23 protein-coding genes are annotated in these 26,077 nt (G+C 66.6%); 13 read left to right on the top strand and 10 right to left on the bottom strand.

The genetic code is table 11. From position 1 onward, the window contains the following. Nucleotides 1-127 precede the first annotated feature (127 nt). The 3 genes from G6N42_RS23670 to G6N42_RS23660 are packed head-to-tail and all read right to left on the bottom strand — an operon-like array spanning nt 128 to nt 2,003. A complete protein-coding gene (locus G6N42_RS23670; RefSeq protein ID WP_163733682.1) occupies nt 128-880 on the bottom strand; it encodes a class I SAM-dependent methyltransferase in 753 nt (250 codons plus the stop codon). Nucleotides 881-938: 58 nt separating this feature from the next. After that, a complete protein-coding gene (locus tag G6N42_RS23665) occupies nt 939-1,241 on the bottom strand; it encodes a hypothetical protein (protein ID WP_163724425.1) in 303 nt (100 codons plus the stop codon). A gap of 3 nt (nt 1,242-1,244) precedes the next feature. After that, nucleotides 1,245-2,003 (bottom strand): isocitrate lyase/PEP mutase family protein, encoded by a 759-nt coding sequence (locus G6N42_RS23660; protein WP_163733678.1) that lies wholly within the window; start codon nt 2,001-2,003, stop codon nt 1,245-1,247. A gap of 109 nt (nt 2,004-2,112) precedes the next feature. On the opposite strand from G6N42_RS23660, the gene G6N42_RS23655 reads away from it, so the two are divergent. The 5 genes from G6N42_RS23655 (at nt 2,113) to G6N42_RS30985 (ending at nt 6,227) form a co-directional block, all read left to right on the top strand. After that, nucleotides 2,113-2,409, top strand: coding sequence for an Rv0250c family protein (locus G6N42_RS23655; RefSeq protein ID WP_083128142.1), 297 nt, complete (start codon nt 2,113-2,115; stop codon nt 2,407-2,409). Nucleotides 2,410-2,447: 38 nt separating this feature from the next. Beyond that, nucleotides 2,448-3,287, top strand: a complete 840-nt coding sequence (sdhC, locus tag G6N42_RS23650) for a succinate dehydrogenase subunit SdhC (protein WP_163733675.1) — start codon at nt 2,448-2,450, stop codon at nt 3,285-3,287. Between the two features lie 38 nt (nt 3,288-3,325). After that, entirely contained in the window at nt 3,326-5,239 is a 1,914-nt protein-coding gene (locus tag G6N42_RS23645; protein WP_163733672.1) for a fumarate reductase/succinate dehydrogenase flavoprotein subunit, read from the top strand. A 9-nt stretch (nt 5,240-5,248) separates the two neighbouring features. Continuing rightward, nucleotides 5,249-6,001 (top strand): succinate dehydrogenase/fumarate reductase iron-sulfur subunit, encoded by a 753-nt coding sequence (locus tag G6N42_RS23640; RefSeq protein ID WP_163733669.1) that lies wholly within the window; start codon nt 5,249-5,251, stop codon nt 5,999-6,001. Between the two features lie 64 nt (nt 6,002-6,065). Then, complete coding sequence (locus tag G6N42_RS30985) at nt 6,066-6,227, top strand: hypothetical protein (RefSeq protein WP_174262147.1); 162 nt, start codon at nt 6,066-6,068, stop codon at nt 6,225-6,227. 12 nt (nt 6,228-6,239) lie between these two features. On the opposite strand, the gene G6N42_RS23635 is transcribed toward G6N42_RS30985, so the two are convergent. Together G6N42_RS23635 and G6N42_RS23630 are read right to left on the bottom strand one after the other, a co-directional pair. Next, nucleotides 6,240-6,725, bottom strand: coding sequence for a flavin reductase family protein (locus G6N42_RS23635; protein WP_163733666.1), 486 nt, complete (start codon nt 6,723-6,725; stop codon nt 6,240-6,242). Between the two features lie 20 nt (nt 6,726-6,745). Next, the gene (locus G6N42_RS23630; RefSeq protein ID WP_163733662.1) at nt 6,746-7,828 is read right to left on the bottom strand and encodes an NAD(P)H-dependent amine dehydrogenase family protein; all 1,083 of its coding nucleotides are present in this window, start codon (nt 7,826-7,828) and stop codon (nt 6,746-6,748) included. Between the two features lie 238 nt (nt 7,829-8,066). Here G6N42_RS23630 and G6N42_RS23625 point away from each other — a divergent pair, with 238 nt between their 5' ends. Beyond that, on the top strand, nt 8,067-9,902 hold the full coding sequence (locus G6N42_RS23625; RefSeq protein WP_163733659.1) for an acyl-CoA dehydrogenase: 1,836 nt from the start codon (nt 8,067-8,069) through the stop codon (nt 9,900-9,902). 289 nt (nt 9,903-10,191) lie between these two features. On the opposite strand, the gene G6N42_RS23620 is transcribed toward G6N42_RS23625, so the two are convergent. Continuing rightward, complete coding sequence (locus G6N42_RS23620) at nt 10,192-11,133, bottom strand: TIGR03564 family F420-dependent LLM class oxidoreductase (protein ID WP_434059595.1); 942 nt, start codon at nt 11,131-11,133, stop codon at nt 10,192-10,194. 30 nt (nt 11,134-11,163) lie between these two features. Here G6N42_RS23620 and G6N42_RS23615 point away from each other — a divergent pair, with 30 nt between their 5' ends. After that, entirely contained in the window at nt 11,164-12,285 is a 1,122-nt protein-coding gene (locus tag G6N42_RS23615) for a TDT family transporter (RefSeq protein WP_163733657.1), read from the top strand. Nucleotides 12,286-12,470: 185 nt separating this feature from the next. Here the strand turns inward: G6N42_RS23615 and G6N42_RS23610 are convergent, their stop codons facing one another. Beyond that, complete coding sequence (locus tag G6N42_RS23610; RefSeq protein WP_174262146.1) at nt 12,471-13,778, bottom strand: acetyl-CoA C-acetyltransferase; 1,308 nt, start codon at nt 13,776-13,778, stop codon at nt 12,471-12,473. A gap of 38 nt (nt 13,779-13,816) precedes the next feature. Here G6N42_RS23610 and G6N42_RS23605 point away from each other — a divergent pair, with 38 nt between their 5' ends. Further along, nucleotides 13,817-15,199, top strand: a complete 1,383-nt coding sequence (locus tag G6N42_RS23605; protein WP_163733651.1) for a 3-oxoacyl-ACP reductase — start codon at nt 13,817-13,819, stop codon at nt 15,197-15,199. Nucleotides 15,200-15,204: 5 nt separating this feature from the next. Further along, on the top strand, nt 15,205-16,029 hold the full coding sequence (locus tag G6N42_RS23600; RefSeq protein ID WP_163738061.1) for a MaoC/PaaZ C-terminal domain-containing protein: 825 nt from the start codon (nt 15,205-15,207) through the stop codon (nt 16,027-16,029). Between the two features lie 18 nt (nt 16,030-16,047). On the opposite strand, the gene G6N42_RS23595 is transcribed toward G6N42_RS23600, so the two are convergent. Further along, nucleotides 16,048-16,671 carry a TetR/AcrR family transcriptional regulator gene (locus tag G6N42_RS23595; protein WP_163733648.1) on the bottom strand — a complete coding sequence of 208 codons (624 nt, stop codon included), beginning with the start codon at nt 16,669-16,671 and terminating at the stop codon, nt 16,048-16,050. Between the two features lie 59 nt (nt 16,672-16,730). Next, nucleotides 16,731-17,903, bottom strand: coding sequence for a glycoside hydrolase family 3 N-terminal domain-containing protein (locus G6N42_RS23590; protein WP_163733645.1), 1,173 nt, complete (start codon nt 17,901-17,903; stop codon nt 16,731-16,733). 184 nt (nt 17,904-18,087) lie between these two features. On the opposite strand from G6N42_RS23590, the gene G6N42_RS23585 reads away from it, so the two are divergent. From G6N42_RS23585 to G6N42_RS23570, 4 genes are read left to right on the top strand one after another with little or no spacing between them, the layout of a single operon-like run. After that, nucleotides 18,088-18,261, top strand: a complete 174-nt coding sequence (locus G6N42_RS23585; RefSeq protein ID WP_083128208.1) for a DUF2613 domain-containing protein — start codon at nt 18,088-18,090, stop codon at nt 18,259-18,261. Beyond that, on the top strand, nt 18,239-22,510 hold the full coding sequence (locus tag G6N42_RS23580; protein WP_197905550.1) for an alpha-(1->3)-arabinofuranosyltransferase domain-containing protein: 4,272 nt from the start codon (nt 18,239-18,241) through the stop codon (nt 22,508-22,510). Before G6N42_RS23585 ends, G6N42_RS23580 begins: the two co-directional genes overlap by 23 nt. A gap of 10 nt (nt 22,511-22,520) precedes the next feature. Next, nucleotides 22,521-23,492: a phosphotriesterase family protein gene (locus tag G6N42_RS23575; RefSeq protein ID WP_163733639.1), complete on the top strand. Its 972-nt coding sequence runs from the start codon at nt 22,521-22,523 to the stop codon at nt 23,490-23,492. Next, a complete protein-coding gene (locus G6N42_RS23570; RefSeq protein ID WP_163733636.1) occupies nt 23,492-24,979 on the top strand; it encodes an AMP-binding protein in 1,488 nt (495 codons plus the stop codon). Before G6N42_RS23575 ends, G6N42_RS23570 begins: the two co-directional genes overlap by 1 nt. Here G6N42_RS23570 and G6N42_RS23565 read toward each other — a convergent pair. Beyond that, the gene (locus tag G6N42_RS23565) at nt 24,945-26,066 is read right to left on the bottom strand and encodes an acyltransferase family protein (protein ID WP_232076679.1); all 1,122 of its coding nucleotides are present in this window, start codon (nt 26,064-26,066) and stop codon (nt 24,945-24,947) included. The two genes, G6N42_RS23570 and G6N42_RS23565, sit on opposite strands and share 35 nt — an antisense overlap. Between the last annotated feature and the right edge of the window lie 11 nt (nt 26,067-26,077).

Below are 26,077 nucleotides of genomic sequence, written 5' to 3'. Positions count from 1 at the left end.
CACGGTGTGCTCACCGCCGCCGAAAGCCTGATGTGAGCGGGTTCGCTGACAGCGAATGCCATGCTGAAACCTGAGCGTGGTCGACTCAAGTTAACTTTGCAGACGGTGTGGTGGCGGCGTCGTCCGGCTAGGCGACCGCGACCAGATATTCGCCGCGGTAGAACAGCGTCCCGTCCGTGGCCTCGTTCACGTCGATCACCCATCCCAGGTAGACGTCTCGCACCAACTTCTCGCCGAGCTGAGCCCGCGCGGCAATCAAAGGCGGAAAGCTCGCCAACATGAAGTCGGCGTAACTTTCGGGCGACGGCTCGCGGAATTCGACGCTGTGCCGCTCGAATTTGACTGTGCCACCAAGCATCTCACGGACATGATCCTCAGTACCCCACAGCAGCGGTGATTGGAACCCGTCCGGCGGCGGAGGCGATATCGAGCCCAGGGTCTCGAACATCGACCCGATCGATCCTTCTGGAGTCCAGCAAGCGATCGCGATCCGCCCGTCGGGCCGACACACCCGGCGCAACTCGTCCGCGGCTCGCTGGTGATCGGGGGCGAACATGTGGCCGATCGCCGAGATGACTCGATCGAAACTGTCATCGTCGAATGGCAAGGCCTGCGCGTCACCTTCCATCCACTCGACGTCCACGCCGGCTCGTGCTCCCCGCGCCTGCGCGATCCGGATCAGGCCCGGCGACAGATCCACGCCCGTGACTATTGCCCCTGACTTCGCGGCGGGAACGGTAGCGTTCCCAGTTCCGCAGGCCACGTCGAGGACCTTCTCGCCCGGCTTGATATCGGCTCTCGAGACCAGGACGTCACCGATGGACGTCACCTTCTCCGCTACCGCCTCGTAGTCGCCGGTTCCCCACATGTCCTCGGTCATGGAGCGAGTCTTCTCGCCCCAGCGGCCACCTGCAGTGGATTTGCCCGGTTCGCTCACCTCAGCCCGTCGTCGTCTCAGACTCCGCCCTGGTTTCCGTTGTAGGTCCGGGGATGACAGGACTGTCCTGACTGGTTTCCACACTCGGAGTGGTGTAGCGCGTCGAAGACGTCGATGACGTGGTGTAGGTCGACGGGGTTGCCGATGACGACGGCGCCGTCGGCAGCGTCTCGGGCACCCTGGACTCATCCGCGGTGCAAGACACGGCATAGACCAGGATCGCCAACAGAAGCAGCACGGCGACGCCCGCCCAAATCACCAACGACCGCTGATCCTGCCAGTTCGGCTCATCGTCACGCGTCACGGTCTATGCCCAGCGCTGCAGCATCTCCGTGGCGTTGACCGACAACGCGCGCTGCAGGAACGGGCCGAAGCTGATCCGGCCGACACCGAGCGGCCCGAACGACGCGGGGTCGTCGGCCTCCGGCAGCGCGATCGCATTGACCGGCAACGAAAGCTCAGAGGTCAACCGCCGCATCGTCTCCGGATCGTGGCGCCCCACCGGATACAGCGAGTCGGCACCCGCGGCCGCGGCCTCCTCGAGCCGCGCGATCGCTCTCTCCACGCGGTCGGACTCATCGCCGTCCTGGCGCAGGAACAGGTCCGTGCGCGCATTCAGGACCACATGCACACCCGCATCGTCAGCGGCCTTGCGCAGCGCACCGACCAACTCGGCATGCTCGCCGGACGACCGTAGTCGCTTGCCCTCCTTGTGGACGGTGTCCTCGATGTTCAGCCCGACGGCGCCCGCTTCCAGCAACCCGTTGATGAGCCGGCTCGGCGATTCTCCGTATCCAGACTCGATATCCACCGAGATCGGCACGTCGACCGCCGCGGTGATCTGGGCGACCCGCGTCAGGACGTCGTCGAACGACATCACCTCACCGTCCTCCTTGCCGATGGAGTCGGCCATCGGATGGCTGCCGATAGTGAGCGCGGCAAACCCCGCGTCGACCGCCAGCTTGGCCGACCAGGCGTCCCACACCGTCGGCAAGACCACCGGGCTTCCGGGTTGGTGCAAGGCCAGCAGGGACTCGGCGCGCTCTTTCAGGACCCGGTCGGACATTGGCAAACCTCCGCTTCAGACGTGATCTGTCTCACTGGGTACTGCATGATGTGAACAACGTCAGGTGTCGTAACGTGATGCCTGACACCCTTCAGCCCAAGGAGGTCAATTGTCCAGCACTACCGAACTTGCCGAATTGCACGAGCTAATCGGAAGCCTGCGGCGGTGTGTCACATCGTTGGCGTCGAGGTATGGCGACAGCCCTGCGACGCGTCGGATCGTCAACGACGCCGAGCGGATCCTCAACGACATCGATCGTCTCGACATTGACGCCGAGGAACTGGAGCTTGCCCGCGGCGTGGTGCAACACCACCACGCCGGCGAAAAAATCTCGATCCCGGACACCGCGTACGACAGCGACTTCTGGCGTGGTGTCGACGACGAGGGTCTCGGCGGTACGCGCTAGGCGCGGACCGACCGGGACATCAACACCGAAAGGCAACAGTGAGCGCACCAACCGCCGACCGCAAGGCGACCGGCGTCTTCTCGCCGGGCCGTGCCCAGATCAAGCAGCGCACCTTGCGGACCGACCGATGGTGGCAATCGCCGTTGGTCGTCGACCTGGGCTTCGCCGCGTTCGTCATCTACGCGACGGTGCGGGCCTTCCTGCAGAACAACTACTACGTGGCGGAATACCACTACCTGACGCCGTTCTACTCACCCTGCGTGGTGAAGTGGAACGAGGCGACCCAGTCCGGGTGCATCCCCGAAGCAAGCCACTTCGGTCAGTTCCTTCCCGACGTGTGGTGGCTGCCGTATGCGGCGGTGACGCTGCCGTTCCTGCTGCTGTTCCGGTTGACGTGCTACTACTACCGCGGCGCCTACTACCGGTCGGTGTGGCAGTCCCCGACCGCGTGCGCGGTTGCCGAACCGCACGCGACATACACTGGTGAGACGCGCTTTCCGCTGATCATCCAGAACACCCACCGGTACTTCTTCTACATCGCCGGGATCATCTCGGTGATCAACACCTACGACGCGATCATCGCCTTCCAGTCGCCATCCGGCTTCGGATTCGGTTTGGGCAACATCATTCTCGTCGTCAATGTGGTGATGCTGTGGGTGTACACACTGTCCTGCCACTCCTGCCGCCACGTCGTCGGCGGCCGCCTCAAGCACTTCTCCAAACATCCCGTCCGGTACTGGATGTGGACGCAGATCAGCAGGCTGAACACCCGGCACAAGCTGTATGCCTGGATCACCCTGGGCACGCTGATGCTGACCGACTTCTACATCATGTTGGTCGCCAGTGGCACCATTTCTGACCTGAGATTTATTGGCTGACAGACTTTTACGGAAAACGGTAGTGAGGATTATCAAAAATGGTTGAGGTCGAACGGCACTCCTACGACGTGGTCGTGATCGGTGCCGGCGGCGCGGGTTTGCGTGCGGTCATCGAGGCGCGGGAACGTGGCCTGCGGGTGGCCGTCGTCACGAAGTCGTTGTTCGGTAAGGCGCACACCGTGATGGCCGAAGGCGGCTGTGCCGCCGCGATGGGCAACGCGAACCCCAAGGACAACTGGCAGGTCCACTTCCGCGACACCATGCGCGGCGGGAAATTCCTGAACAACTGGCGGATGGCCGAGTTGCACGCCAAGGAGGCGCCAGACCGCGTTTGGGAGCTGGAGACCTACGGCGCGCTCTTCGACCGCACCAAGGACGGCAGGATCAGCCAGCGCAACTTCGGCGGCCACACCTACCCGCGACTGGCCCACGTCGGCGACCGCACCGGCCTCGAGATCATCCGCACCCTGCAGCAGAAGATCGTCTCGCTGCAGCAGGAGGACAAGGCCGAGTTCGGGGACTACGAGGCCCGCATCAAGGTCTTCCACGAATGCACCATCACCGACCTGGTCAAAGACGGCGACCGGATCGCAGGCGCGTTCGGCTACTGGCGGGAAAGCGGCAGCTTCATCCTCTTCGAGACCCCCGCCGTGGTGCTGGCCACCGGCGGCATCGGCAAGTCCTACAAGGTGACGTCGAACTCGTGGGAGTACACCGGCGACGGGCACGCGTTGGCACTGCGCGCCGGCGCGACCCTGATCAACATGGAGTTCGTCCAGTTCCACCCGACCGGCATGGTCTGGCCGCCCAGCGTCAAGGGCATCCTGGTCACCGAGGGCGTGCGCGGCGACGGCGGAGTGCTGAAGAACTCCGAGGGCAAGCGGTTCATGTTCGATTACATTCCGCCGGTCTTCAAGGGGCAGTACGCCGAGTCCATCGAGGAAGCCGACCAGTGGCTCAAGGACAACGACTCCGCGCGACGCACCCCTGACCTGCTCCCGCGCGATGAGGTGGCCCGCGCCATCAACTCCGAGGTCAAGGCGGAACGCGGCACCCCGCACGGCGGGGTGTACCTCGACATCGCGTCGCGTCTGCCGGCCGAGGAGATCAAGCGCCGACTGCCGTCGATGTACCACCAGTTCATGGAGCTCGCCGAGGTGGACATCACGAAGGAGCCGATGGAGGTCGGCCCGACGTGTCACTACGTGATGGGTGGTGTCGAGGTAGATCCCGATACCGGCGCAGCCAAGACACCGGGACTGTTCGCCGCGGGTGAGTGCTCGGGCGGCATGCACGGCTCCAACCGACTCGGCGGCAATTCGCTTTCCGACCTGCTGGTGTTCGGCCGGCGGGCGGGGATGGGTGCCGCCGACTACGTGCGGGCACTGTCCGAGCGGCCGAAGGTGTCCGAGCAGGCCATCGAAGACGCGGCCAAGCTGGCGCTGGCGCCGTTCGAGGGTCCGTCCAATGGCGACGCGGCGGAGAATCCCTACACGCTGCAGCTCGATCTGCAGGATTCGATGAACACCCTGGTGGGCATCATTCGCAAGGCCGACGAAGTGTCCGAGGCCATCGAGAAGCTCAAGGAGTTGCGGGAGCGGTTCAAGCGCGTCCGGGTCGAGGGCGACCGGCACTTCAATCCGGGCTGGCACCTCGCCATCGACCTGCGCAACATGCTCATCGTCAGCGAGTGCATCGCGATGGCCGCGCTGGAGCGCACCGAGAGCCGCGGCGGGCACACCCGCGACGACCATCCGTCGATGGATGCGACCTGGCGTAAGACGCTGTTGGTGTGTCGCGCCGAGGGTGACGTGGTCGTGCCGGACATCACCATCACCCGCGAGGACCAGATCCCGATGCGCGAGGACCTGCTCGAGCTCATCGAGGTCGAGGAGCTGGAGAAGTACTTCACCCCTGAGGAACTCGAGCATCACTCGGCTCGGAAAGGTTAGGAGAGCCTGATGAGCTACCAAGCGAAGATGCGGGTGTGGCGCGGCGACGAAGCCGGCGGCGACCTGCAGGACTACACCGTCGAGGTCAACGAGGGCGAGGTGGTGCTCGACATCATCCATCGCCTGCAGCAGACGCAGACCGGCGATCTGGCCGTGCGGTGGAACTGCAAGGCGGGTAAGTGCGGATCGTGCTCGGCCGAGATCAACGGACGGCCGCGGCTGATGTGCATGACGCGGATGTCGACGTTCTCCGAGACGGAGACCATCACCGTCACGCCGCTGCGCACCTTCCCGGTGATCCGCGATCTCGTCACCGATGTGTCCTTCAACTACGAGAAGGCCAGAGAGATCCCGTCGTTCACGCCGCCCAAGGACCTGCAGCCCGGCGAATACCGGATGATGCAGGAGGACGTGAACCGGTCACAGGAGTTCCGCAAGTGCATCGAGTGCTTCCTGTGCCAGAACACATGTCACGTGGTGCGCGACCACGAGGAGAACAAGAAGGCCTTCTCGGGTCCGCGGTATCTGATGCGGCAGACCGAGCTCGACATGCACCCGCTGGACACCCGGACTGACCGTTCGGTGCAGGCGCAGGAAGAGAACGGCCTTGGCTTCTGCAACATCACCAAGTGCTGCACCGAGGTGTGCCCCGAACACATCAAGATCACCGACAACGCGCTGATCCCGCTGAAGGAGCGCGCGGCCGATCGCAAGTACGACCCGGTGGTGTGGCTGGGGAACAAGCTGTTCCGGCGAAACTGATTCACGACCACTCTCGCGGGTAGCCTCTAGTCGAGCGGCCAATCATCGACGAAAGGCAGCGCCCATGAGTCTGCGGGAACCCCACAGCATCAACGACATCCGTAACGCGATCCGCGAGTTGAGCAGTCGCGCCGAATTGGCCCGCAAGGAGGGCCGCACCGGCGACGCCGAGGAGATCGAGTCGCGCATCGTCGGCTATCGCGAGGAACTGGCCGGCCGTCCCTGATCGGCGCGGGCGCTATGCGCCCAGTCGACGGAATGTGCTGCGGTGGAACACGATCGGTGGCACGTCGTCGTGCACCGTGATGGACCGGACCGCCAAGATGACGATCGTGTGATCCCCGGCTGGGACCAGTTGCTCGATCGAGCTCTCCAGCCACACGCTGGTGCCCCCGACGAAGACGGCGCCGGACTCTTGCGAATGCGTTTCCAGGCCGGCGAACCGGTCGCCGGTCTTGGCTGCCAACGCGCGCGCGGCGGCATCGTGTGATTCACCGAGCAAGCTGATGCCCAGATGGGGCAGGTCCTTGAGCTTGGGCCAGGTCTCCGAGCTGTTCTGCACGCAGAAGGACACCAGCGGCGGGTCGAGAGATACCGGGACGAACGTGCTCGCCGCCAGACCCACCCGGACACCGTCGACCTCGGCGGCGATCGCGATGACACCGGACGGGAAATGCCCGAATGCCTCTCGCAAAGAGGTGGGGCTCAGATCCTTTTCGCTCATCGCCTCCATCTTCACACGTATCAGTCGGCCCAGCGCTGGGCTTCCAGCTCAGCGGGACGGCCGGTCTGCATCGGCACGTCGAGACCGTCGTAGATGCCCGGCTTCTGCGTCGACAACCAGTCGAGTGCGCCGAGCAGCCGGTTTGCCGCAGTGGTGTTGCCGCCGTCGGCGCGCGTGCCACCTGGCACGTCGGCGCGACTGGTGATGGTGAGCTCGGGGTCGCCGTGCACGATCACCCGGTGGTCGCCCACTCCCTCGTCGGGATACGGCCAGTCAGGTGCGCAGGATTCGTGAATGCGGGTGATGTGGTCGATGACGATTCGCTCGCGGCCACCCGACTTTCCGATCACCTTGAGCCAGAACGCCCCCTGGGTGCCCTTTTCGAAGCGGCCCATCACGGTGTCGACGGACTCCTCGAGCGGACGCCGCTCGATCTCCTCTGTGATTTCGTCGAGTTCCAGGCCGAGCCCGCGCGCGATGAGCCGAAGGTTGCCTCCCCACACCATGGTCGGGATGGACGGCAGCAACATCATCGGCACCTCGTCCATCGAACCGCCGAAACCGCACAGAATCTTCACGGCGTGCGGCTGGTTGTAGGTGGAGTAGTCGAAGATCTCCTGACAGTGGATCGACTGGATCCGCGTGCACAACCCCGCGGCGATGACCGCGAGCGCATCGTTGCCCCAGCCGGGGTCGACACCGCTGACGAGCAGGGTTGCCCCACCCTCCTCGGCGGCCTGGTTCAGGCGGTCGACCCACTCCTGCGGCGCCGAGCGCGGGTCATAGAGCGAGTAGAGCGACGGTGTGACGACGTGCGAACCCGCGCGCAGACACCGTTCGATGTCGACGATCGCCTCGTCGGGGCGGATGTCGCCCGACGCCATGTACGCCACCGCGTCGCACTCCTTCAGGACCGCGTCTATATCGGTGGAGGCCGTAATGCCCGTCGGCTGATCCAGGTTGGCGAAGGTGGCTGCATCCTTGCCCGCCTTGTCCGGCGAAGACGTGATGACACCTGTCAGTTTCAACCCGGGAAACGCCACCGCGCTCCGGATCGACGTAGCCCCCATATTGCCTGTTCCCCATACCGCGACTCGAAGCACGCGTCCACCCTATCGGGCGGCCCCGTGACGAGATTCACAGTGACCAGAATCGCCCCGAAAACCGGTCGCCAACTGCCCATTTAGGGTCCCGACCAACCACCGGGTTGCTTAGGTCGTGGAAATTGCTCCCGCGTGCTTTGTGTTGAAGTTACCGGGCGGTATAGTTCGGAGCAGTTACTGGTGGGTAACTTAGCCAAAAGTACCCAACCACAGGCGGCACTCTCGACGAGGAGGAACAGTGAGCCACTACAAGAGCAACGTACGTGACCAGGAATTCAATCTTTTCGAGGTCTTCGGACTCGACAAGGTTCTCGGTGACGGCGACTACACGGACATCGACGCCGACACGGCGCGCGAGATGCTCGGTGAGATGGCGAAGCTGGCCGCGGGGCCCATCGCGGAATCTTTCGCTGACGCCGACCGCAACCCGCCGGTGTTCGATCCCAAGACACACACGGTGACGCTGCCGGAGTCCTTCAAGAAGTCGATGCGCGTGCTGCTCGAGGGCGGCTGGGACAAGGTCGGCGTGCTCGAAGAACTCGGCGGCATGCCGATGCCCCGTGCGCTGCAGTGGGCCTTGATCGAGCACATCCTCGGCGCCAACCCGGCGGCCTACATGTATGCGATGGGCTCGGGCATGGCCGAGATCTTCTACAAGAACGGCACCGACGAGCAGAAGAAGTGGGCCGTGCTGGCCGCCGAACGCAATTGGGGCGCCACCATGGTGCTGACCGAGCCCGACGCGGGCTCCGACGTCGGCGCCGGCCGCACCAAGGCCGTGCAGCAGGCCGACGGCACCTGGCACATCGACGGCGTCAAGCGCTTCATCACTTCGGGCGACTCTGATGACCTGTTCGAGAACATCATGCATCTGGTGCTGGCCCGCCCCGAGGGCGCCGGTCCGGGCACCAAGGGTCTGTCGCTGTTCTTCGTGCCGAAGTTCCACTTCGATCCCGAGACCGGTGAGCCCGGCGAGCGCAACGGCGTCTACGTCACCAACGTCGAGCACAAGATGGGCCTGAAGGTCTCGGCCACCTGTGAGCTCTCGCTGGGTCAGCATGACAAGCCCGCCGTCGGCTGGCTTGTCGGCGAGGTGCACGACGGCATCGCGCAGATGTTCGACGTCATCGAGCAGGCCCGAATGATGGTGGGCACCAAGGCGATTGCGACGCTGTCGACCGGCTACCTCAATGCCCTGGAGTACGCCAAGGAGCGCGTGCAGGGTGCCGACATGACGCAGATGACCGACAAGACCGCACCGCGCGTCACGATCACGCACCACCCCGATGTGCGTCGTTCGCTGATGACCCAGAAGGCATACGCCGAGGGTCTGCGCGCGCTGTACCTGTTCACGGCGACCTACCAGGACGCCGCGGTGGCCAAGACCGTGCACGACGTCGACGCCGATCTGGCCGTCAAGGTCAACGACCTACTGCTGCCGATCGTCAAGGGTGTCGGCTCAGAGCAGGCCTACGCGAAGCTGACCGAGAGCCTGCAAACCTTCGGTGGTTCGGGCTTCCTGCAGGACTACCCGATCGAGCAGTACATCCGCGACGCCAAGATCGACTCGCTGTACGAAGGCACCACGGCCATCCAGGCGCAGGACTTCTTCTTCCGCAAGATTGTCCGCGACAAGGGTGTGGCGCTGGCCCACGTCGCCGGACAGATCGAGCAGTTCGTCAAGAACGAGTCCGGAAACGGGCGGCTCAAGGCCGAGCGCGCGCTGCTGGCCACCGCGCTGGAAGACGTGCAGGCCATGGCGGCCACGCTCACCGGTTATCTGATGGCTGCGCAGGAGAACCCGGCCGAGCTGTACAAGGTCGGACTCGGTTCGGTGCGCTTCCTGATGAGCGTCGGTGATCTGGTGATCGGCTGGCTGCTTGCCAAGCAGGCCGCGGTGGCGATCGAGGCGCTGGACAACGGCGCCGCGGCTGCCGATCGCGCATTCTACGAAGGCAAGATCGGCGTGGCCTCGTTCTTCGCGAAGAACTTCCTGCCGTTGCTGACCAGCACCCGCCAGGTCGTCGAGCACCTCGACAACGACGTGATGGAACTGGACGAAGCGGCGTTCTAGCCCCTCGCCGCTTCAGACCAAAAGGCCCCCGGACTCTTCCCGGGGGCCTTTTGCATTGCGCCTACAGGTGATCGACGCGGCGCGACGGGAGCATCAAGACGCCCCCGGACCCTGCCCGGGGGCGTCTTGCGGTTCATGTCATGGGGGCGGGTTCGGGAGGACAATGGGTGCGTCACATTGGTCTCGCGCGTCCGGCTCTCAACCCTCACCGGCACTTCGGATTAGTCACTCCCGAACCCGTCGTGCGATCGATCGTACGCTTGTGATCGCAGTCACACCAGGGCAATTTTCAACCCCTCTCGTCCTTGCTTCGCAGCAGTGCGCGGGTGCGCGCACGCACCTCCGGTGACCCGTCGAAGATCGATGCGGTGAACTCGTCGACACCCGCTGCGCTCAGTTCGTCGAGGCGCTGTGACACGGTTTCCTCGTCGCCGATGATCGCGGCATCCTCGGGTCCGCCATACCCTTCGCGGTCGAGCATCGCGCGGTACGACGGCAGCGAACCGTAGATCGCGAACTCCTCTGCGGCTTGCCTACGCGCGCCGTCGACGTCGTCGGTCACGCTGATCGGCAGCGAAGCGGCGACCCGCACCGCCGACTCCGGACGGCCCGCCTCGGCCGCCGCACCGCGCAGTGTCGGCACGACATGCTCGGCAAGGGTCTTCGGCCCGGTCATCCACGTGAGCGTCCCGGCTGTGCGCCGCCCCGCCAGCCGCAGCATCTGCGGACCGAGCGCGGCGAGATACACGTCCGGTGCTGGTGCGCCGGGAATCTGCAACGACCCGCGCGCCGTCCAGAATTCGCCGGTCGAATCCGCGGGCTGCCCCGCCAACAGCGGCTGCAGACAGTCGAGATACTCACGCATCTGACGCACCGCCCTGTCCCACGAGATTCCCCACACCCCTTCGGTCACCATGCGATGGCTCATGCCGATACCGAGCGAGAATCGGCCGCCGCCCACGAGGCTGAGCGTGAGAGCGCGCTGGGCCAGCTGCATCGGGTGCTGCACCTGGATGGGTATGACGGCCGAGCCCACCTCGATGCCGTCGACCTCGCGCAGCGCTATCCCGAGCGCGATGAGCAGGTCGGCGTCGTAGGGAAGCTGAGCCATCCAGACCCTGCGGAAGCCCTCGTCGCGTAGCTTGGCGAGGTTGCGCACCAGGGAGTCGACGGGAGACGGCCCGGCGGTGTTCAGTCCGACGATGGAAAGGCTGATGTCCATATCTGTCATCGAAGCACGCGAATGCGAACATACTTGCCGATGACGACCGAACTGGCTCGACTCCAACACTTCGGCCCAAACTGGTTCGCGTCGGTGATGGGTACGGGCATCGTCGCCACCGCCGGTGCCACGCTGCCGATCCACATTCCGGGGTTGCACGTGTTCACGCGGATCGTATGGGTGGCGGCCGCGGTCCTGCTCGTCGTGCTCATCATCGCAGTGACGGTGCAACGCGTTCGGCATCCGTCGGCCTCGCGCAGCCACGCCCGCAACCCTCAGATGGCGCACTTCTACGGCGCCGCGCCGATGGCACTGCTGACAGTCGGATCGGGCGCATTGCTGATCGGCAAAGACCTGATCGGCGAGCGCATTGCCGTGGACCTGGCGTGGGTGTTGTGGACGGCGGGCACGATCGGCGGATTGTTCACCGCCGCGACCATCCCGTTCCTGATGTTCACGCAGATCAACGTCGAACCGGACGCGGCCTTCGGCGGCTGGCTGATGCCCGTCGTGCCGCCGATGGTGTCCGCGGCGGCAGGCGCGCTGCTGATCCCCCACATGGCCGAAGGCACCGGGCGCACCACGATGCTGTACGGCTGCTACGCGATGTTCGGGCTGTCGCTCGTCGCCGCGCTGATCATCATCTCGATGATCTGGAGCCGCCTCGCCCTCTACGGCACATCGGGAACCACCCGGGTGCCGACGCTGTGGATCGTGCTCGGCCCACTGGGTCAGGGCATCACCGCCGCGGGCCTGCTCGGTGCGAATGCGGCATTGGCCGTCCCGCCCGACCTGGCCGGCGGGATGAACGTGTTCGCGGTGTTGTTCGGTGTGCCCGTGTGGGGCTTCGCGGTGCTGTGGATCGTGCTGGCCACCGAACTCACCGTCCGCACACTGCGGCGCGGGATGCCGTTCGCGCTGACGTGGTGGAGCCTGACGTTCCCCGTCGGCACGTTCGTCACCGGCACGACGCAGCTGGCGAACCACACCGGGCTGCCCGCGTTCCGGGTGGCCGCCGCGATCGCCTACCTCGCCCTGCTGGGGACGTGGGGGCTGGTCGCCGTGCAGACGGCTCGCGGCAGCCTCGGCGGAGGTTTGTTCACTCCGCCGCCGGCCGCCGGGCCGATCAAGGCCAAGAAGGATCCGCCGCCCGGCACCTAGGCCTGGCGAACGTGGGTTACCCGCACGCTCTAAGGCTGTTGGACGTGCCACAAGCCCACACTCGCGGGAGAAATGGATTAAGAGCCCCGTGCTGACGTCGGGTCGGGGGGTCAGACGCCAACACGGAGCTATCCGGTCTATCGACGCCTCTTACGCAGCCGTTACAGCCTTCACCGAAATACTTCTCAGGCCTCGAGAATCGCCGCCACGCCCTGGCCGCCAGCTGCGCAGATCGAGATCAAACCGCGGACCGGCCCGCCCGTCTGCTTCTTCTTTTCGGCCAATTGCTTGGCCAGCTGCGCAACGATCCGACCGCCGGTCGCGGCGAATGGATGGCCCGCTGCCAGCGACGATCCGTTGACGTTGAGCTTGGACCTGTCGATGCTGCCCAGTGCCTGGTCGAGACCGAGCCGCTCTTTGCAATACTCCTCGGACTCCCACGCCGCCAGTGTGGCGAGGACCACAGAGGCGAACGCCTCGTGAATCTCATAGAAGTCGAAGTCGCTGAGGCTCAGGCCGTTTCGCGCCAACAGCCGAGGCACCGCGTAGGTGGGCGCCATCAACAGGCCATCATCGCCGTTGACGTAGTCGACCGCCGCGGTTTCGCCGTCGACGAAGTACGCCAGCGGCTCGATTCCGCGAGCGGACGCCCACTCGTCGGTGCCCAGCAGCGCCACCGAGGCGCCGTCGGTCAACGGGGTCGAGTTGCCCGCCGTCATCGTCGCGTCACCGGCCTTCACGCCGAACACCGGCTTGAGCTTGGCCAGCTTCTCGGCCGACGAATCGGCGCGCAGATTGTTGTCGCGGTAGACGCCGAGGAATCCGGTGACGAGGTCGTCGAAGAACCCGCGGTCGTAGGCGGCGGACATGTTCCGGTGGCTGGCCGCCGCCAGCTCGTCCTGATCGACACGCTTGACGCCCATCTTCTTTGCGGTGATCGCGGCGTGCTCACCCATCGACAGCCCCGTGCGCGGCTCGCTGTTGACCGGGATCTCCACACCGAGCGACGCGGGCAGCTTGCCGACCAGCTTGAGGCGGTCGACGTTGGACTTCGAACGTCGCAGCCCCAGCAGTACCCGTCGCAGGTCGTCGCCGAACGCGATCGGAGCGTCGGAGGCGGTATCAACACCCCCGGCCGCCGCGACCTGGTAGCGGCCCGCGGCGACGCCGTCGGCGGCGGCGATGGTGGCCTGCAATCCCGTCCCGCACGCCTGCTGAATGTCGAACGCCGGCGTGTACGCCGACAGCGAGCTGCCTAGGACGCACTCGCGCATCAGGTTGAAGTCGCGGCTGTGCTTGAGCACCGCGCCGCCGATCACCGCCCCCAGCGTCTCGCCCGCCAGGTTGTACCTGTCGATCAGGCCGTCCAGCGCGGCGGTGAACATGTCCTGGTTGGACGCGTTGGCGTACGCGCCGTCCGAGCGTGCGAAGGGAATTCTGTTGCCACCGAGAATCGCGACCCGTCGACGGGTATCACTAGCCATGAGACCCATAGTACCCACCCTTCTTACTCTGGAGTAAGTTCGTCCCCATGGCTACCGATCTGTACTCGCAACTCGTCCACTCGACGCCCGGATCGTTCCTCGCCAAGCAGCTCGGCATCCCGCAGCCCGAGACGCTGCGCCGCTACCGGGCCGGCGATCCGCCACTCGCAGGCACGCTGCTGATCGGCGGCTCCGGCTCGATTGCCGGCTCAGCCGGCGGTGGCCGGGTGGTCGAACCGCTGCGGACTGCGCTGTCCGAGGACTACGACGTCGTCTCCAACAACCTCGGTGGCCGCTGGGCCGACTCGTTCGGCGGGCTGGTGTACGACGCCACCGGCATCACCGCACCCGTCGACCTCAAAGGCTTGTACAAGTTCTTCACGCCGCTGCTTCGCAACCTCGGGCCGTCGGGACGCGTCGTCGTCATCGGGACCACCCCCGAGGACACCGGCAGCGTCGGTGAACGGATTGCGCAGCGCGCGCTCGAGGGGTTCACGCGCTCACTCGGCAAGGAGATGCGGCGCGGCGCCACCGTGAACCTCGTCTACCTGGCAGCCGAGGCGAAGCCCGCCGCGACCGGCCTCGAGTCGACGCTGCGGTTCCTGCTCTCGGGAAAGTCCGCCTATGTCGACGGGCAGGTGTTCCGGGTCGGTGCCGACGATTCCGCACCGCCAGCAGACTGGGATCGCCCGCTCGACGGCAAGATCGCCTTGGTCACCGGTGCGGCGCGCGGTATCGGTGCCACCATCGCCGAGGTGTTCGCGCGTGACGGTGCCAGCGTGATCGCCGTCGACGTCGAAGGTTCCCACGAGGACCTCGGAAACGTCGCCGCGAAGGTCGGCGCGACCGCGCTCACGCTCGATGTCACGGCCGACGATGCGGTGGACCGCATTGCCGAACACCTGCGCGAGCACTACCACGGCTCCCGCCTGGACATCCTCGTCAACAATGCGGGCATCACCCGCGACAAGCTCCTCGCCAACATGGACGAAGGCCGCTGGGACGCCGTCGTGGCCGTCAATCTCCTTGCCCCGCTTCGCCTTACCGAAGGCTTGGTGGACAACGGGACGATCGGCGAGGGAGGTAGGGTCGTCGGGTTGTCGTCGATGGCCGGCATCGCGGGCAACCGCGGCCAGACGAACTACGCCGCCACGAAGGCGGGCATGATCGGGCTGACCGACGCGCTGTCCGCCGAGTATGCCGACAAGGGCATCACCGTCAACGCCGTCGCGCCCGGCTTCATCGAAACCAAGATGACCGAGGCCATCCCGCTGGCCACGCGCGAGGTGGGCCGCCGGCTCAACTCGCTGTATCAGGGCGGCCAGCCGGTCGACGTCGCCGAGACCATCGCCTACTTCGCCAGCCCCGCATCGAATGCCGTCACGGGCAACACGATCCGGGTATGCGGCCAGGCCATGCTGGGGGCGTGAGCGCGATGAACAACATGCTCCGCGCGGCCGTGGGTGCGCTGCCGTTCATCCCGCGCGACGAGTCGCTGCCGGACCGTACCCTGACCGTCGAGGATCTGCCGATCGACAGCGCGAACGTGGCGGCCTACGCCGCGGTGACCGGGCTGAGATTCGGCGACACCGTGCCGCTGACCTATCCGTTCGCACTGACGTTTCCGACCGTCATGTCGTTGGTCACGGGCTTCGACTTCCCTTTCGCCGCCTTGGGTTCGGTGCACATCGAGAACCACATCACGCAGCACCGCCCGATCGCGGTGACCGACTCCGTGTCGGTCAAGGTGCACGCAGAGAACCTGCGTGAGCACCGTCGCGGCCTTCTCGTCGACATCATCACCGAGGTGAACGTCGGCAACGAGACCGCATGGCATCAGGTGACGACCTTCCTGCATCAGCAGAAGACCAGCCTCTCCGACGAGCCGAAGCCGCCGCCGCAGAAGCAACCGAAGTTGGGTCCCCCGAACGCGGTGCTGCGCATCACGCCGGGCCAGATAAGGCACTACGCATCCGTCGGCGGGGACCACAACCCGATTCACACCAACCCGATCGCGGCCAAGCTGTTCGGCTTTCCGACGGTGATCGCACACGGAATGTTCAGTGCAGCAGCGGTTCTGGCGAATATCGAGGGTCAACTGCCCGACGCGGTGAAGTACTCGGTGCGGTTCGTCAAGCCGGTGGTGTTGCCTGCGCGGGCAAACCTTTACGTCGAGCGGCAAACCGACGGCTGGGAGCTGGCGCTGCGCCACGCCACCAAGGGCGATCCCCATCTGCTGGGTTCGGTGACGGCGCTGTAATGGTCGTGCTGATGACGCCTAGCTGGCGCTGATCGCCGTCGCGTCCTTCTCGGACTGCTTACCCTTCAGACCCGTCCAGAACAGGTTGATCATCAGTTCCGCGGCTTCGTCCACCGAGGCATCGCCGGTGCTGACGCGCGCGGCGATGGCTTCGCCGGCACCCACCAGCGCGACGGCCATCATGTCGAAGTCGGTCTCGGGCTCCGGATGGCGCGTGCCCGCCCGTAGGAGTCGACCGACGAGGTCGATGATCCGCTCGCGGCCCTCGCGCACGGTATGAGCGAACGCCTGAGAACTGGTGGCCTGGCTGTAAAGCACCATCCACGACGCCCGGTTGGTGTCGATGTAGGTGAGAAACGCCAGAACAGCGTTGCGCAGCAGGTCTTTCGGGCTCTGCGTGAAATCGATCTTGTCGCGCACATCTTCGACGAATCGGGACAGCTCGCGGTTCAGGCACGCACCGAACAGTTCCTCTTTGGAGCCGTAGTAGAGGTACAGCATGGGTTTGGAGATCTTGGCTTCGGCGGCGATAGCATCCATCGACGTCTCGTGGTAGCCGTTGACCGAGAAAATCTGCACGGCGGCGTCGAGCATTTGTTGCTCACGCACCGCGCGCGGCAACCGTTTCGTTCCACCTGCCATTACTCAAGAGTAAGCAATGGGCGAACTCGCGGGGTCAGCAGCGCGACTCCGGCCTCATATCAGCACCGCTGATGTGGCCCTTTGACGGCAGCCATCCGCAGGACCGACGCGTCGACCTGAGGCATCGACAACTCGCCTGTCGAAACCGCCTTTTCCAACCGGTCCAGCACGGCAGGCACCTCGCCCGTCGTCACCCACAACGCGGCGTCGGCGCCGGCCTGCAATCCGCGCAGCGCCGCCTCGGCGACCCCGAAGCGATCCGAGATGGCCCGCATCGAGGAGAGGTCGTCGGTGAAGACGGGTCCGTTGAACGGCGGGCCACCGTATTCGCCGGAGCGCAGCAGCGCATACGCGCTCGGGCTGAGGCTGGCCGGTTCGTTGCCGGTGAGCCCGGGAACCTGCATGTGGCCGACCATCACTCCGACCGGCAACTGAGCGTTGAGGGTGCGATACGGAACCAGGTCTGCGTTCTGCAGATCACCGATCGGAGGCGCGGTGACACTGCCGGTGTGGGAGTCCCCGGAACCGCTGCCGTGCCCCGGGAAGTGCTTGAGCACCGGCAGCATTCCCGCGTCGCGCAGGCCGCGCGCGTAGGCGCCGGCGTAGTCGGTGACCACGGCGGGGTCCGATCCGAAGGAGCGGTCGCCGATCGCGGTGTCGTCCGGGGCGTTCGAGATATCCACCACCGGCGCAAAGTCGATCGTGATGCCCTTGCTCCGCATCGCCTGACCACGTTGCAGCGCAATGGCATACACCTGCTCGGGTGTCTGGGTCCGCGCCAGCTCTCGTGCCGACGGCTGGGTGCCGATCACCGCAGACAGCCGCGAAACCCGGCCACCCTCTTCGTCGACGCTCACCGCCAGCGGCAGCGGCGCCGCCGAGTTCGCGATGTCGACCAGCGAGCCGTCGGTGACCATCGACAGGTCGGTCCAGCTGCCGATCATGATCCCGCCGACGTGCTGGCTCTCGACCACCGCTCGAGCGTCGGCCGCGTTGGTGACGCCGACCATCAACAGCTGCGCGAGCTTGTCGCGGGTCGAGATCTGCGACAGCAGCTCCGGCCCCTGGCCGCACGCCGGGGCGGGGACCAGTACCGGCGCCTGCGGCACCGCCGTCGCCGCCATCTCCGGATGCGGGACCTCCTGATCCGCCGCCGTCGAGCACGCGGACACGAGCACGGGCAACGCCACGGCGGCGCACAGCCCGCGCAACCCCGAACCAATTGAGACCATGGGCCCCGACCCTAGTAGGAAACGAAGCCGCATTCGATCCCCCGGTCCTGCAGCCAGCTCCGTTCACCGCGCGCCTGATCTCGTCGACGTGGCCGCAGACCAGGTCGACGACGTCCTCGGCCGGTTCTGCGCAGGGCGCACGCTCGTCGGCGGGCACGCCGACATTGTCTGCTACTTTGGCCGGATGGATCGGTTTCTCGTGCCCGCCGCGGCCAGCATCGTTGTCGGCCTGCTGCTGGGTGCGGCCGCCGTATTCGGGGTGACGCTGATGGTGCAGCAGGACAGCAAGCCGCCGCTGCAGGCAGGCGATCCGGCGTCGTCGGTGCTCAACAGGGTTGAGTACGGCGACCGAAGTTAATTTCGCGCCCCTGTCGCGGCGCTGGTTGTGGGTGGCCGCTGCGGCGGCGCTGGTTCTGTCGTTCGCGCAGTCACCCGGACAGATCTCCCCTGACACGAAGCTCGACCTGACCGCGAACCCCCTGCGGTTCCTGTCCCGCGCCTTCAATCTCTGGAACAGCGAGCTGCCGTTCGGCCAGGCCCAGAACCAGGCCTACGGCTATCTGTTCCCGCACGGCACCTTCTTCCTCGCCGGGGACCTGCTCGGACTGCCTGGCTGGGTGGTCCAGCGGCTGTGGTGGGCGCTGCTGCTGGTCGTCGGATTCTGGGGCCTCCTACGTATCGCCGAAGCGCTCGGCATCGGCAGCGCCACCTCCCGCGTGATCGCCGCAGTCGCGTTCGCGCTGTCCCCCCGGGTACTGACCACCATCGGTGCGATCTCGTCGGAGACGCTGCCCATGATGCTGGCGCCGTGGGTGCTGTTGCCGGTGATTCTGGCCCTGCGCGGCACGGGCGGGTCCGGAGGGGTGGGAATAAGCACCGGCGGTGTTCGGGTGCTGGCTGCGCGGTCGGCGGTGGCCATCGCGTTGATGGGCGCGGTCAACGCCGTCGCAACGCTGACCGCATGCCTGGTCGCGGCGATATGGCTGGTCTGTCACAAACCGAACCGGTTGTGGTGGCGCTTCACCGGTTGGTGGGCGCTGTGCATCGTGCTCGCGGTGACGTGGTGGGTGGTCGCGCTGGCGTTGCTCGGCCGGATCAGCCCGCCGTTCCTCGACTTCATCGAATCCTCCGGAGTGACGACGCGGTGGATGTCGCTGACCGAGATGTTGCGCGGCACCGACGTGTGGACCCCGTTCGTCGCGCCGAACGCGACGGCGGGCGCCTCGCTGGTGACGGGTTCGGTGGCGGTGCTCGCGACGACGCTGGTTGCCGCTGCCGGTCTGGCGGGCCTGGCGATGCGGTCCATGCCGGCCCGCGGACGTCTGATCACCATCCTGCTCGCCGGCGTCACGGTGCTCGCGCTCGGATACTCGGGCGGACTGGGATCGCCCATGGCCCATGCGGTTCAAGCCTTCCTCGATGCGGACGGCACTCCGCTGCGCAACATTCACAAACTCGAACCGCTGCTGCGGCTGCCGATCACGCTCGGTCTCGCGCACCTGCTTGGCCGCATCCCGCTGCCGGGCAGCGCACCGCGCGCGGTGTGGCGGGATGCGTTCGCCCACCCCGAACGCGACAAGCGGGTGGCGGTCGGCGTCGTCGTGCTGGTGGCAGTGATGGCTGCGACGTCACTGGCCTGGACGGGTCGGCTCACCCCACCGGGGGCGTTCGACGCGATCCCGCAGTACTGGCACGAGACCGCCGACTGGCTCGACGAGCACAACGATTCCGGGCGGGTGCTGGTGGCGCCGGGCGCCCCGTTCGCCACTCAGGTGTGGGGCAGCAGCCACGACGAACCGCTGCAGGTGCTGGGCGACAGCGCGTGGGGAGTGCGGGACTCGATCCCCTTGACGCCGCCGGAGACCATTCGCGCCCTGGACTCCGTGCAACGCCTGTTCGCGGCCGGAAGACCGTCCGCCGGATTGGCAGATACCCTTGCCCGGCAAGGTATCTCGTTTGTCGTGGTCCGCAACGACCTCGATCCGGAGGCGTCGCGATCGGCTCGGCCGGTATTGGTGCATCGCGCGATCGACGGTTCGCCGGGGCTGCAGCGGGTCGCCGCGTTCGGCGACCCGGTCGGGCCCGGCACACTGCCGGGCTTCATCACCGACAGTGGTCTGCGACCGCGCTATCCCGCGGTGGAGATCTACCGGGTGAACCCGGTCACGCCCGCGGTTCCGGTGACGCCCTACCTGGCCGACTCCGATGCGATGGCGCGCGTCGACGGCGCACCCGAGGTCCTGCTACGCCTCGACGAGCGTCGCCGCCTCCTGGGGCAGCCACCGCTGGGGCCCATGCTGCTGACGGCGGATGCGCAGCAAGCCGGTCTGTCCGTGCCTGCGGGGACCGGTGTCGTCGTCACCGACACCCCGCTCGCGCGGGAAACCGACTACGGACGCGTCGACGACCACTCGTCGGCGATCCGGACTCCCGACGATCCGCGCAACACATTCAACCGTGTGATGGACTATCCGACCCCAGACGCCGAGACGGTCTACGGCCAGTGGTCCGGCGGCCGGGTCTCGGTGTCGAGTTCGGCGTCGGATTCGACCGCCCTTCCCAACGTCGCACCCGCGACCGGCCCAGCCGCCGCCGTCGACGCCGATTCGTCGACGAGCTGGGTGTCCAACGCGTTGCAGTCGGCGATCGGCCAGTGGCTTCAGGTCGACTTCGATCATCCGGTCACCAACGCGACCATCACGGTCACCCCGAGCGCCACCGCGGTCGGCTCGCAGGTACGCCGCATCGAGATATCGACCGTCAACGGCACCAGCACACTGCGCTTCGATGAAGCGGGTAAGCCGTTGACCGCGGCGCTGCCGTACGGCGAGTCGCCGTGGGTGCGTATCACCGCCGTCGCCACCGAGGACGGGTCGCCGGGCGTCCAGTTCGGCATCACCGATTTCGCCGTCACCCAGTACGACGCGAACGGGTTCGCCCACCCCGTCGACCTCCGGCACACGGTGGCTGTCCCGGGGCCACCCGCGGATTCGGCTGTGGCGCAATGGGATCTGGGATCAGAACTGCTGGGCAGGTCGGGCTGTGCGCAGAGCCCCGACGGCATTCGGTGCGCCGCGACCATGGCTCTGTCACCGGAGGAACCGGTGAACCTGAGCCGCACACTGACGGTGCCGGAGCCGATGGCCGTGACGCCGACCGTGTGGGTGCGGGCACGTCAGGGTCCCAACCTCGCCGACCTGGTGCGGGCACCCGGCACTGCGATCGCCACCGGAGACGCGGACCCGATCGACGTGCTCGGTTCGGCGTATGCCGCCGCCGACGGCGACCCGGATACGGCGTGGACCGCGCGTCAAGGCGTCGTACAACACAAGTCGCCGCCCACCTTGACGCTGAGATTGCCCAGCCGCCGCGAGGTGGCCGCCGTCCGGGTGACGCCCAGTTCGTCTGAGCTTCCTGCCCATCCGACGCTGGTGGCCGTCGACCTCGGCGATGGACCGCAGGTGCGCAGGCTCGCCGGCGACGCCGGCGCGCAGACCCTTGACCTCAAACCCCGCGTGACCGACACGGTGAAGGTGTCGATCCTCGACTGGGACGACATCATCGACCGCACGGCGCTCGGGTTCGATCAGCTCAAGCCTCCCGGGTTGGCCGAGGTGACGGCCCTGGACGCGCGGGGTGCCCCGGTCGCGGCGGCCGACGCCGAACGCAACCGTGCGCGGATGATCGAACTACCGTGCGGCCGTGGCCCCATCATCGGTGTCGCCGGTCAGTTCATCCAGACGTCGATCAGCACGACGGTCGGTGCGCTGCTCGACGGCGAGCCGGTGACGGCGCAGCCGTGCCAGGCTGGGCCGATCCGGCTGCCCGCCGGCCAGCAGGAGCTGCTGATCAGCCCCGGCGCCGCGTTCACCGCCGACGGCGTCCAGCTCAATGGACCGCTGGCGAGTCGGATCCGTTCGGCGGCAACGGTTCCCGCGCAAATCGACGCGTGGAGCGCCGATCACCGCGAGGTGAATGTGCCGGCGTCCAACGCGTCGCGGGTGCTGGTCGTCCCGGAAAGCGTGAACCCCGGCTGGATCGCGCACCGCGCCGACGGCACCGCGCTGACACCGGTCAAGGTCAACGGCTGGCAGCAGGGCTGGGTGCTGCCGCCGGGCACCGAAGGGCCCGTCACACTCACGTTTCCGTCGAATGCCCTCTACCGGGCCGGGCTCATCGGCGGTCTCGCCCTGCTGCCGTTGCTCTTGCTGCTGGCCTTCGTCCCGGCGCGCCGTCGCACCGAACCCCAGGAGCCCGCGCGCGTGTGGCGGCCGGGCAGGTGGCCGACAAGTGCTGCGGTCCTTGCGGTCGGGGCGCTGATCTCCGGGGTTACGGGCGTCATCGTCGTCGGTGTCGCTGTGGGTTTGCGGTATTTGCTGCGCAACCGCGAACGCCTCTGTGACGCCGTCACGGTCACTTCGACCGCCGGCGGGCTGATCCTGGCGGGGGCCATCCTGAGCCAGTACCCGTGGCGATCGGTCGACGGATACATCGGTCACTCCGTCGGGGTGCAGCTGCTTGCTCTCATCTCGGTGGCGATGCTGGCCGCGTCCGTCGTGCCCGACGATCGCACCCGTTTCACAGCCACGGACACCGCCGAGCCCTAGCATCGGCTATGTGCCGCAGCTGAATACCGCCCGGGGAGAAATCGTGACCACCGACCTGGGGGTCACGCTCATGCACGAACACGTCTTCGTGCTGTCTCCGGAGATCCACAACAACTTCCCCGAAGTCTGGGGCGATGAGGCCAAGCGTCAGGCCGACGCGGTCACGCGACTCAACGAACTCAAAGCGCGCGGCGTCGACACCATCGTGGACCTCACCGTCATCGGGCTCGGTCGATACATTCCGCGCATCGCGCAGATCGCCGAACAGACCGACCTCAACATCGTGGTGGCCACCGGCGTCTACACATACAACGACGTGCCGATGTACTTCCACTTCAGCGGACCCGAGACGCCGCTGGGTGAGCCGATGGTCGACATGTTCGTCAGCGACATCGAGAACGGTATTGCGGGCACCAGCATCAAGGCCGCGATCCTCAAGTGCGCCACCGACGAACCGGGAGTGACGCCCGGAGTGGAGCGGGTGTTGCGCGCGGTCGCGCAGGCACACCGACGCACGGGTGTGCCGATCTCGACGCACACTCACGCTGCCACCCGCCGCGGTCTCGAACAGCAAGCGATCTTCGCCGAGGAAGGCGTGGACCTGTCGCGCGTGGTCATCGGCCACTCCGGCGACTCCACCGACCTGGGCTACCTCACCGAGCTCATCGAGGCGGGCTCCTACATCGGCATGGACCGGTTCGGCGTCGACGTCTTCCTCGGTTTCGAGGAGCGCGTCAACACCGTCGCGCAGATGTGCGAACGCGGTCATGCCGACAAGATGGTGCTCTCTCACGACGCCGCCTGCCTCATGGATTGGTTGCCGGAGGACATGGTGCCGGTGGTGATGCCGAACTGGCATTACCTGCACATCCACAACGACGTGATCCCGGCGCTGAAAGAGCGCGGGGTCACCGACGAACAGCTGACCACGATGCTCGTCGACAACCCGCGCCGGATCTTTGAAGCGCAGGGCGCCTACTGATGGCGCAGCCGTCGCCGGTTCCACCCATCCCGACGCAGTTCTCCGCCCTCGCCGAATCAGAACCGGACGCACCTGCGGTCACCTGCGCGGGCCGCACGCTCACGCGCCGCGAGCTGGACGCGTCGACCAACCGACTCGCGCGCGCTTACGCCGAACTCGGTGTCGGACAGGGCGATTACGTCACGATCGTGCTGCCCAACTCGATTGAGTGGGTCAAGGCGGTGATGGCGTGCTGGAAGCTGGGTGCGGTGCCGCAGCCGCTGTCCGCACGCCTGCCCGACATCGAGTTGGCTGCGCTGCTGGAGCTGCGACCGCCGGCCCTGCTGGTCGGACGCGAGGACCCCTACGGCGTGACGCCCAGTCTGGCAGCCGATTTCGCGCCCGACGAATCGGTTTCCGACGCGCCGTTACCTGAGGCGGTGTCGCCGGTCTTCAAGGCCATGGCGTCCGGTGGGAGCACCGGCAGGCCCAAGCTGATCGAGGCCGGCGGCGACACCCGGTTCCCTGCTGCGGCCGGCTACCCGCTGGGCGCGCAGGAAGGCGACGTCAACCTCGTCTCGGTGCCGCTGTCACACAACACGGGGTTCACCACCTTCACGATCGGCCTGGTGCAGGGGCATCATCTGGTGCTCATGCCGCGGTTCGACCCGCACGAGTTCCTGCAGCTGGTCACCGAACACCGTGTCACGTTCTTGGCGACGGTGCCGACGATCATGCAACGCCTGCTCCCGGTCTACCGGGCCGCTTTGGAAGCGGACAGAGATGCGTATGACCTGTCGTCGATCCGGCGGTTCTGGCACCTGGCCGCGCCGTGCCCGCCGGTAATCAAGCAGGCGTGGATCGACATCCTTGGACCCGAAGTGATCTGGGAACTGTACGGCGGCACCGAGTTACAGGCGCTGACGTTCATCTCCGGCGATCAGTGGCTGACTCACCCGGGGTCGGTCGGCGTGGTGGTCGCCGGTGAGATGAAGGTGCTCGACGACGACGGGAACGAGTGCCCGCCCGGTGTGACCGGCGAGATCTACATGCGGCGCTCGCCGGGAACCTCGCCGACGTACCGCTACATCGGCGCCACCGCGAAACAACGCGACGGCTGGGATTCGCTGGGCGATCTCGGCTATTTCGACGAGGACGGCTTCCTGTACCTCAACGACCGCCGCGTGGACATGTTCACCGTCGGTGGACGCAACGTCTACCCCGCGGAGATCGAGTCGGCGCTGTCGGCACACCCGGATGTGTTGTCCTGTCTGGTGGTCGGCGTACCGCATGAGGATCTGGGGCAGGTGCCGCATGCGATCGTGCAGGGCAACGACCTTGACGAGGGTGCCGTCATCGCGTTTCTGAGCGAGCGCGTCGCGGGGTACAAGCTGCCGCACACGGTGGAGTTCAGCGATACCCCACTGCGCGACGATGCCGGAAAAGCCCGCCGCTCCGCGGTACGCGACGAGGTCATCGCGCGGCGGCAGGCTCCGTCACATCGGTGACCGAGCTATCGAGGGGCGTCGGATCGTTTCGTCGCTCCCAGCGCCGCAACGCGTTTCGGCACGGCGACTCGACCAGCGCGTAGCTCACGGCCGCGATGGCGAACCCGAACACCACCGTCAGCACGAGCACGATCGGCATGTGCCCGTTGAACGCGAACTCGCCGATGACGGGGAACACCATCGCCAGCGCCGCGAGGTGCCAGACGAACAGGCCGTAGGACCATCGGCCGAGCGTCACCATCGTCGCGCTGCCCAGCAGGCGGTGTGAGGTGTCGGGCCGGTCGAGCACCAGCGGGGCGATCAAGGCGCCGGCGACGACCGCACCCATCGCCGTTTTCACGATGAACTGGCTCACCGTGCCCGGCGTGAGCCCCTCGGGACCGGCGATCGGTGACGCGGCCACCGCGAAAGCAACCACCGCGATGCCTGCCATCAGCACGCGCCTCCTGGCCAGCCGGTGCGCCCACCCAACTGGCGTCACCGTCAACTCGGCCAGCAGCATGCCCGCGGCGAACCAGGAGAAGAACGCGGGCGGCCAGTTCAGCGGGTTGACGCCGTATGGCGCGGAGACAGGGCTGGCCCCAACCAGTAAAGCCCAGGCGAAGCTGGCCACCGCCGTCGCCGCGATGGCCGGGATCCGGGCCCGCACCGGCAGGCGTCGCGCCAGCAGCGCCAGGAGCGGCAGCGCGAGATAGAACGCCACTTCGACCGACAGGCTCCACATCTGGGTGAGGCCGGCGGTCAGCGTCAGCGGCACATATATCTGAGTCAGCGTCAGGTTCGCCAGCCAAACCGTCAGGTCGGCCTTGGCCTCCGGCAGCAACGTGAGGATCACCACGACCGCAACCAGATAGCCGGGCATGATGCGCACGATCCGTGACCGCAGGTAGTGACCCGTCGGCGGCTTGGGCCGCAGACCGCGGGCTGCGGCGGCGTGACCACGCCACAGCAGGAAGCCCGAGAGCGCGAAGAACACCGCGACCGCCAGGTCGAATCTGCCGAAGAACCGGCCGGTGATGCCGCCGGTGTGACCGGTCTGGAAGGCGACGTGGGTGACGACGACGCCGACCGCCGCGCAGGCCCGCATGCCCTCGACGG

The organism is Mycobacterium gallinarum, assembly GCF_010726765.1.
GTDB lineage: Bacteria > Actinomycetota > Actinomycetes > Mycobacteriales > Mycobacteriaceae > Mycobacterium > Mycobacterium gallinarum.
This window is presented reverse-complemented; position numbering and strand designations above follow the sequence as displayed.

Coding starts and splice junctions, on each gene's coding strand:
- G6N42_RS23615 (WP_163733657.1), top strand. CDS start 11,164: ATGACGACCGAACTGGCTCGACTCCAACACTTCGGCCCAAACTGGTTC.
- G6N42_RS23570 (WP_163733636.1), top strand. CDS start 23,492: ATGGCGCAGCCGTCGCCGGTTCCACCCATCCCGACGCAGTTCTCCGCC.
- G6N42_RS23600 (WP_163738061.1), top strand. CDS start 15,205: ATGAACAACATGCTCCGCGCGGCCGTGGGTGCGCTGCCGTTCATCCCG.
- G6N42_RS23565 (WP_232076679.1), bottom strand. CDS start 26,066: ATGCGGGCCTGCGCGGCGGTCGGCGTCGTCGTCACCCACGTCGCCTTC.
- G6N42_RS30985 (WP_174262147.1), top strand. CDS start 6,066: ATGAGTCTGCGGGAACCCCACAGCATCAACGACATCCGTAACGCGATC.
- G6N42_RS23590 (WP_163733645.1), bottom strand. CDS start 17,903: ATGGTCTCAATTGGTTCGGGGTTGCGCGGGCTGTGCGCCGCCGTGGCG.
- G6N42_RS23605 (WP_163733651.1), top strand. CDS start 13,817: ATGGCTACCGATCTGTACTCGCAACTCGTCCACTCGACGCCCGGATCG.
- G6N42_RS23585 (WP_083128208.1), top strand. CDS start 18,088: ATGGATCGGTTTCTCGTGCCCGCCGCGGCCAGCATCGTTGTCGGCCTG.
- G6N42_RS23645 (WP_163733672.1), top strand. CDS start 3,326: ATGGTTGAGGTCGAACGGCACTCCTACGACGTGGTCGTGATCGGTGCC.
- G6N42_RS23640 (WP_163733669.1), top strand. CDS start 5,249: ATGAGCTACCAAGCGAAGATGCGGGTGTGGCGCGGCGACGAAGCCGGC.
- G6N42_RS23635 (WP_163733666.1), bottom strand. CDS start 6,725: ATGAGCGAAAAGGATCTGAGCCCCACCTCTTTGCGAGAGGCATTCGGG.
- G6N42_RS23610 (WP_174262146.1), bottom strand. CDS start 13,778: ATGGGTCTCATGGCTAGTGATACCCGTCGACGGGTCGCGATTCTCGGT.
- G6N42_RS23595 (WP_163733648.1), bottom strand. CDS start 16,671: ATGGCAGGTGGAACGAAACGGTTGCCGCGCGCGGTGCGTGAGCAACAA.
- G6N42_RS23670 (WP_163733682.1), bottom strand. CDS start 880: ATGACCGAGGACATGTGGGGAACCGGCGACTACGAGGCGGTAGCGGAG.
- G6N42_RS23620 (WP_434059595.1), bottom strand. CDS start 11,133: ATGACAGATATGGACATCAGCCTTTCCATCGTCGGACTGAACACCGCC.
- G6N42_RS23660 (WP_163733678.1), bottom strand. CDS start 2,003: ATGTCCGACCGGGTCCTGAAAGAGCGCGCCGAGTCCCTGCTGGCCTTG.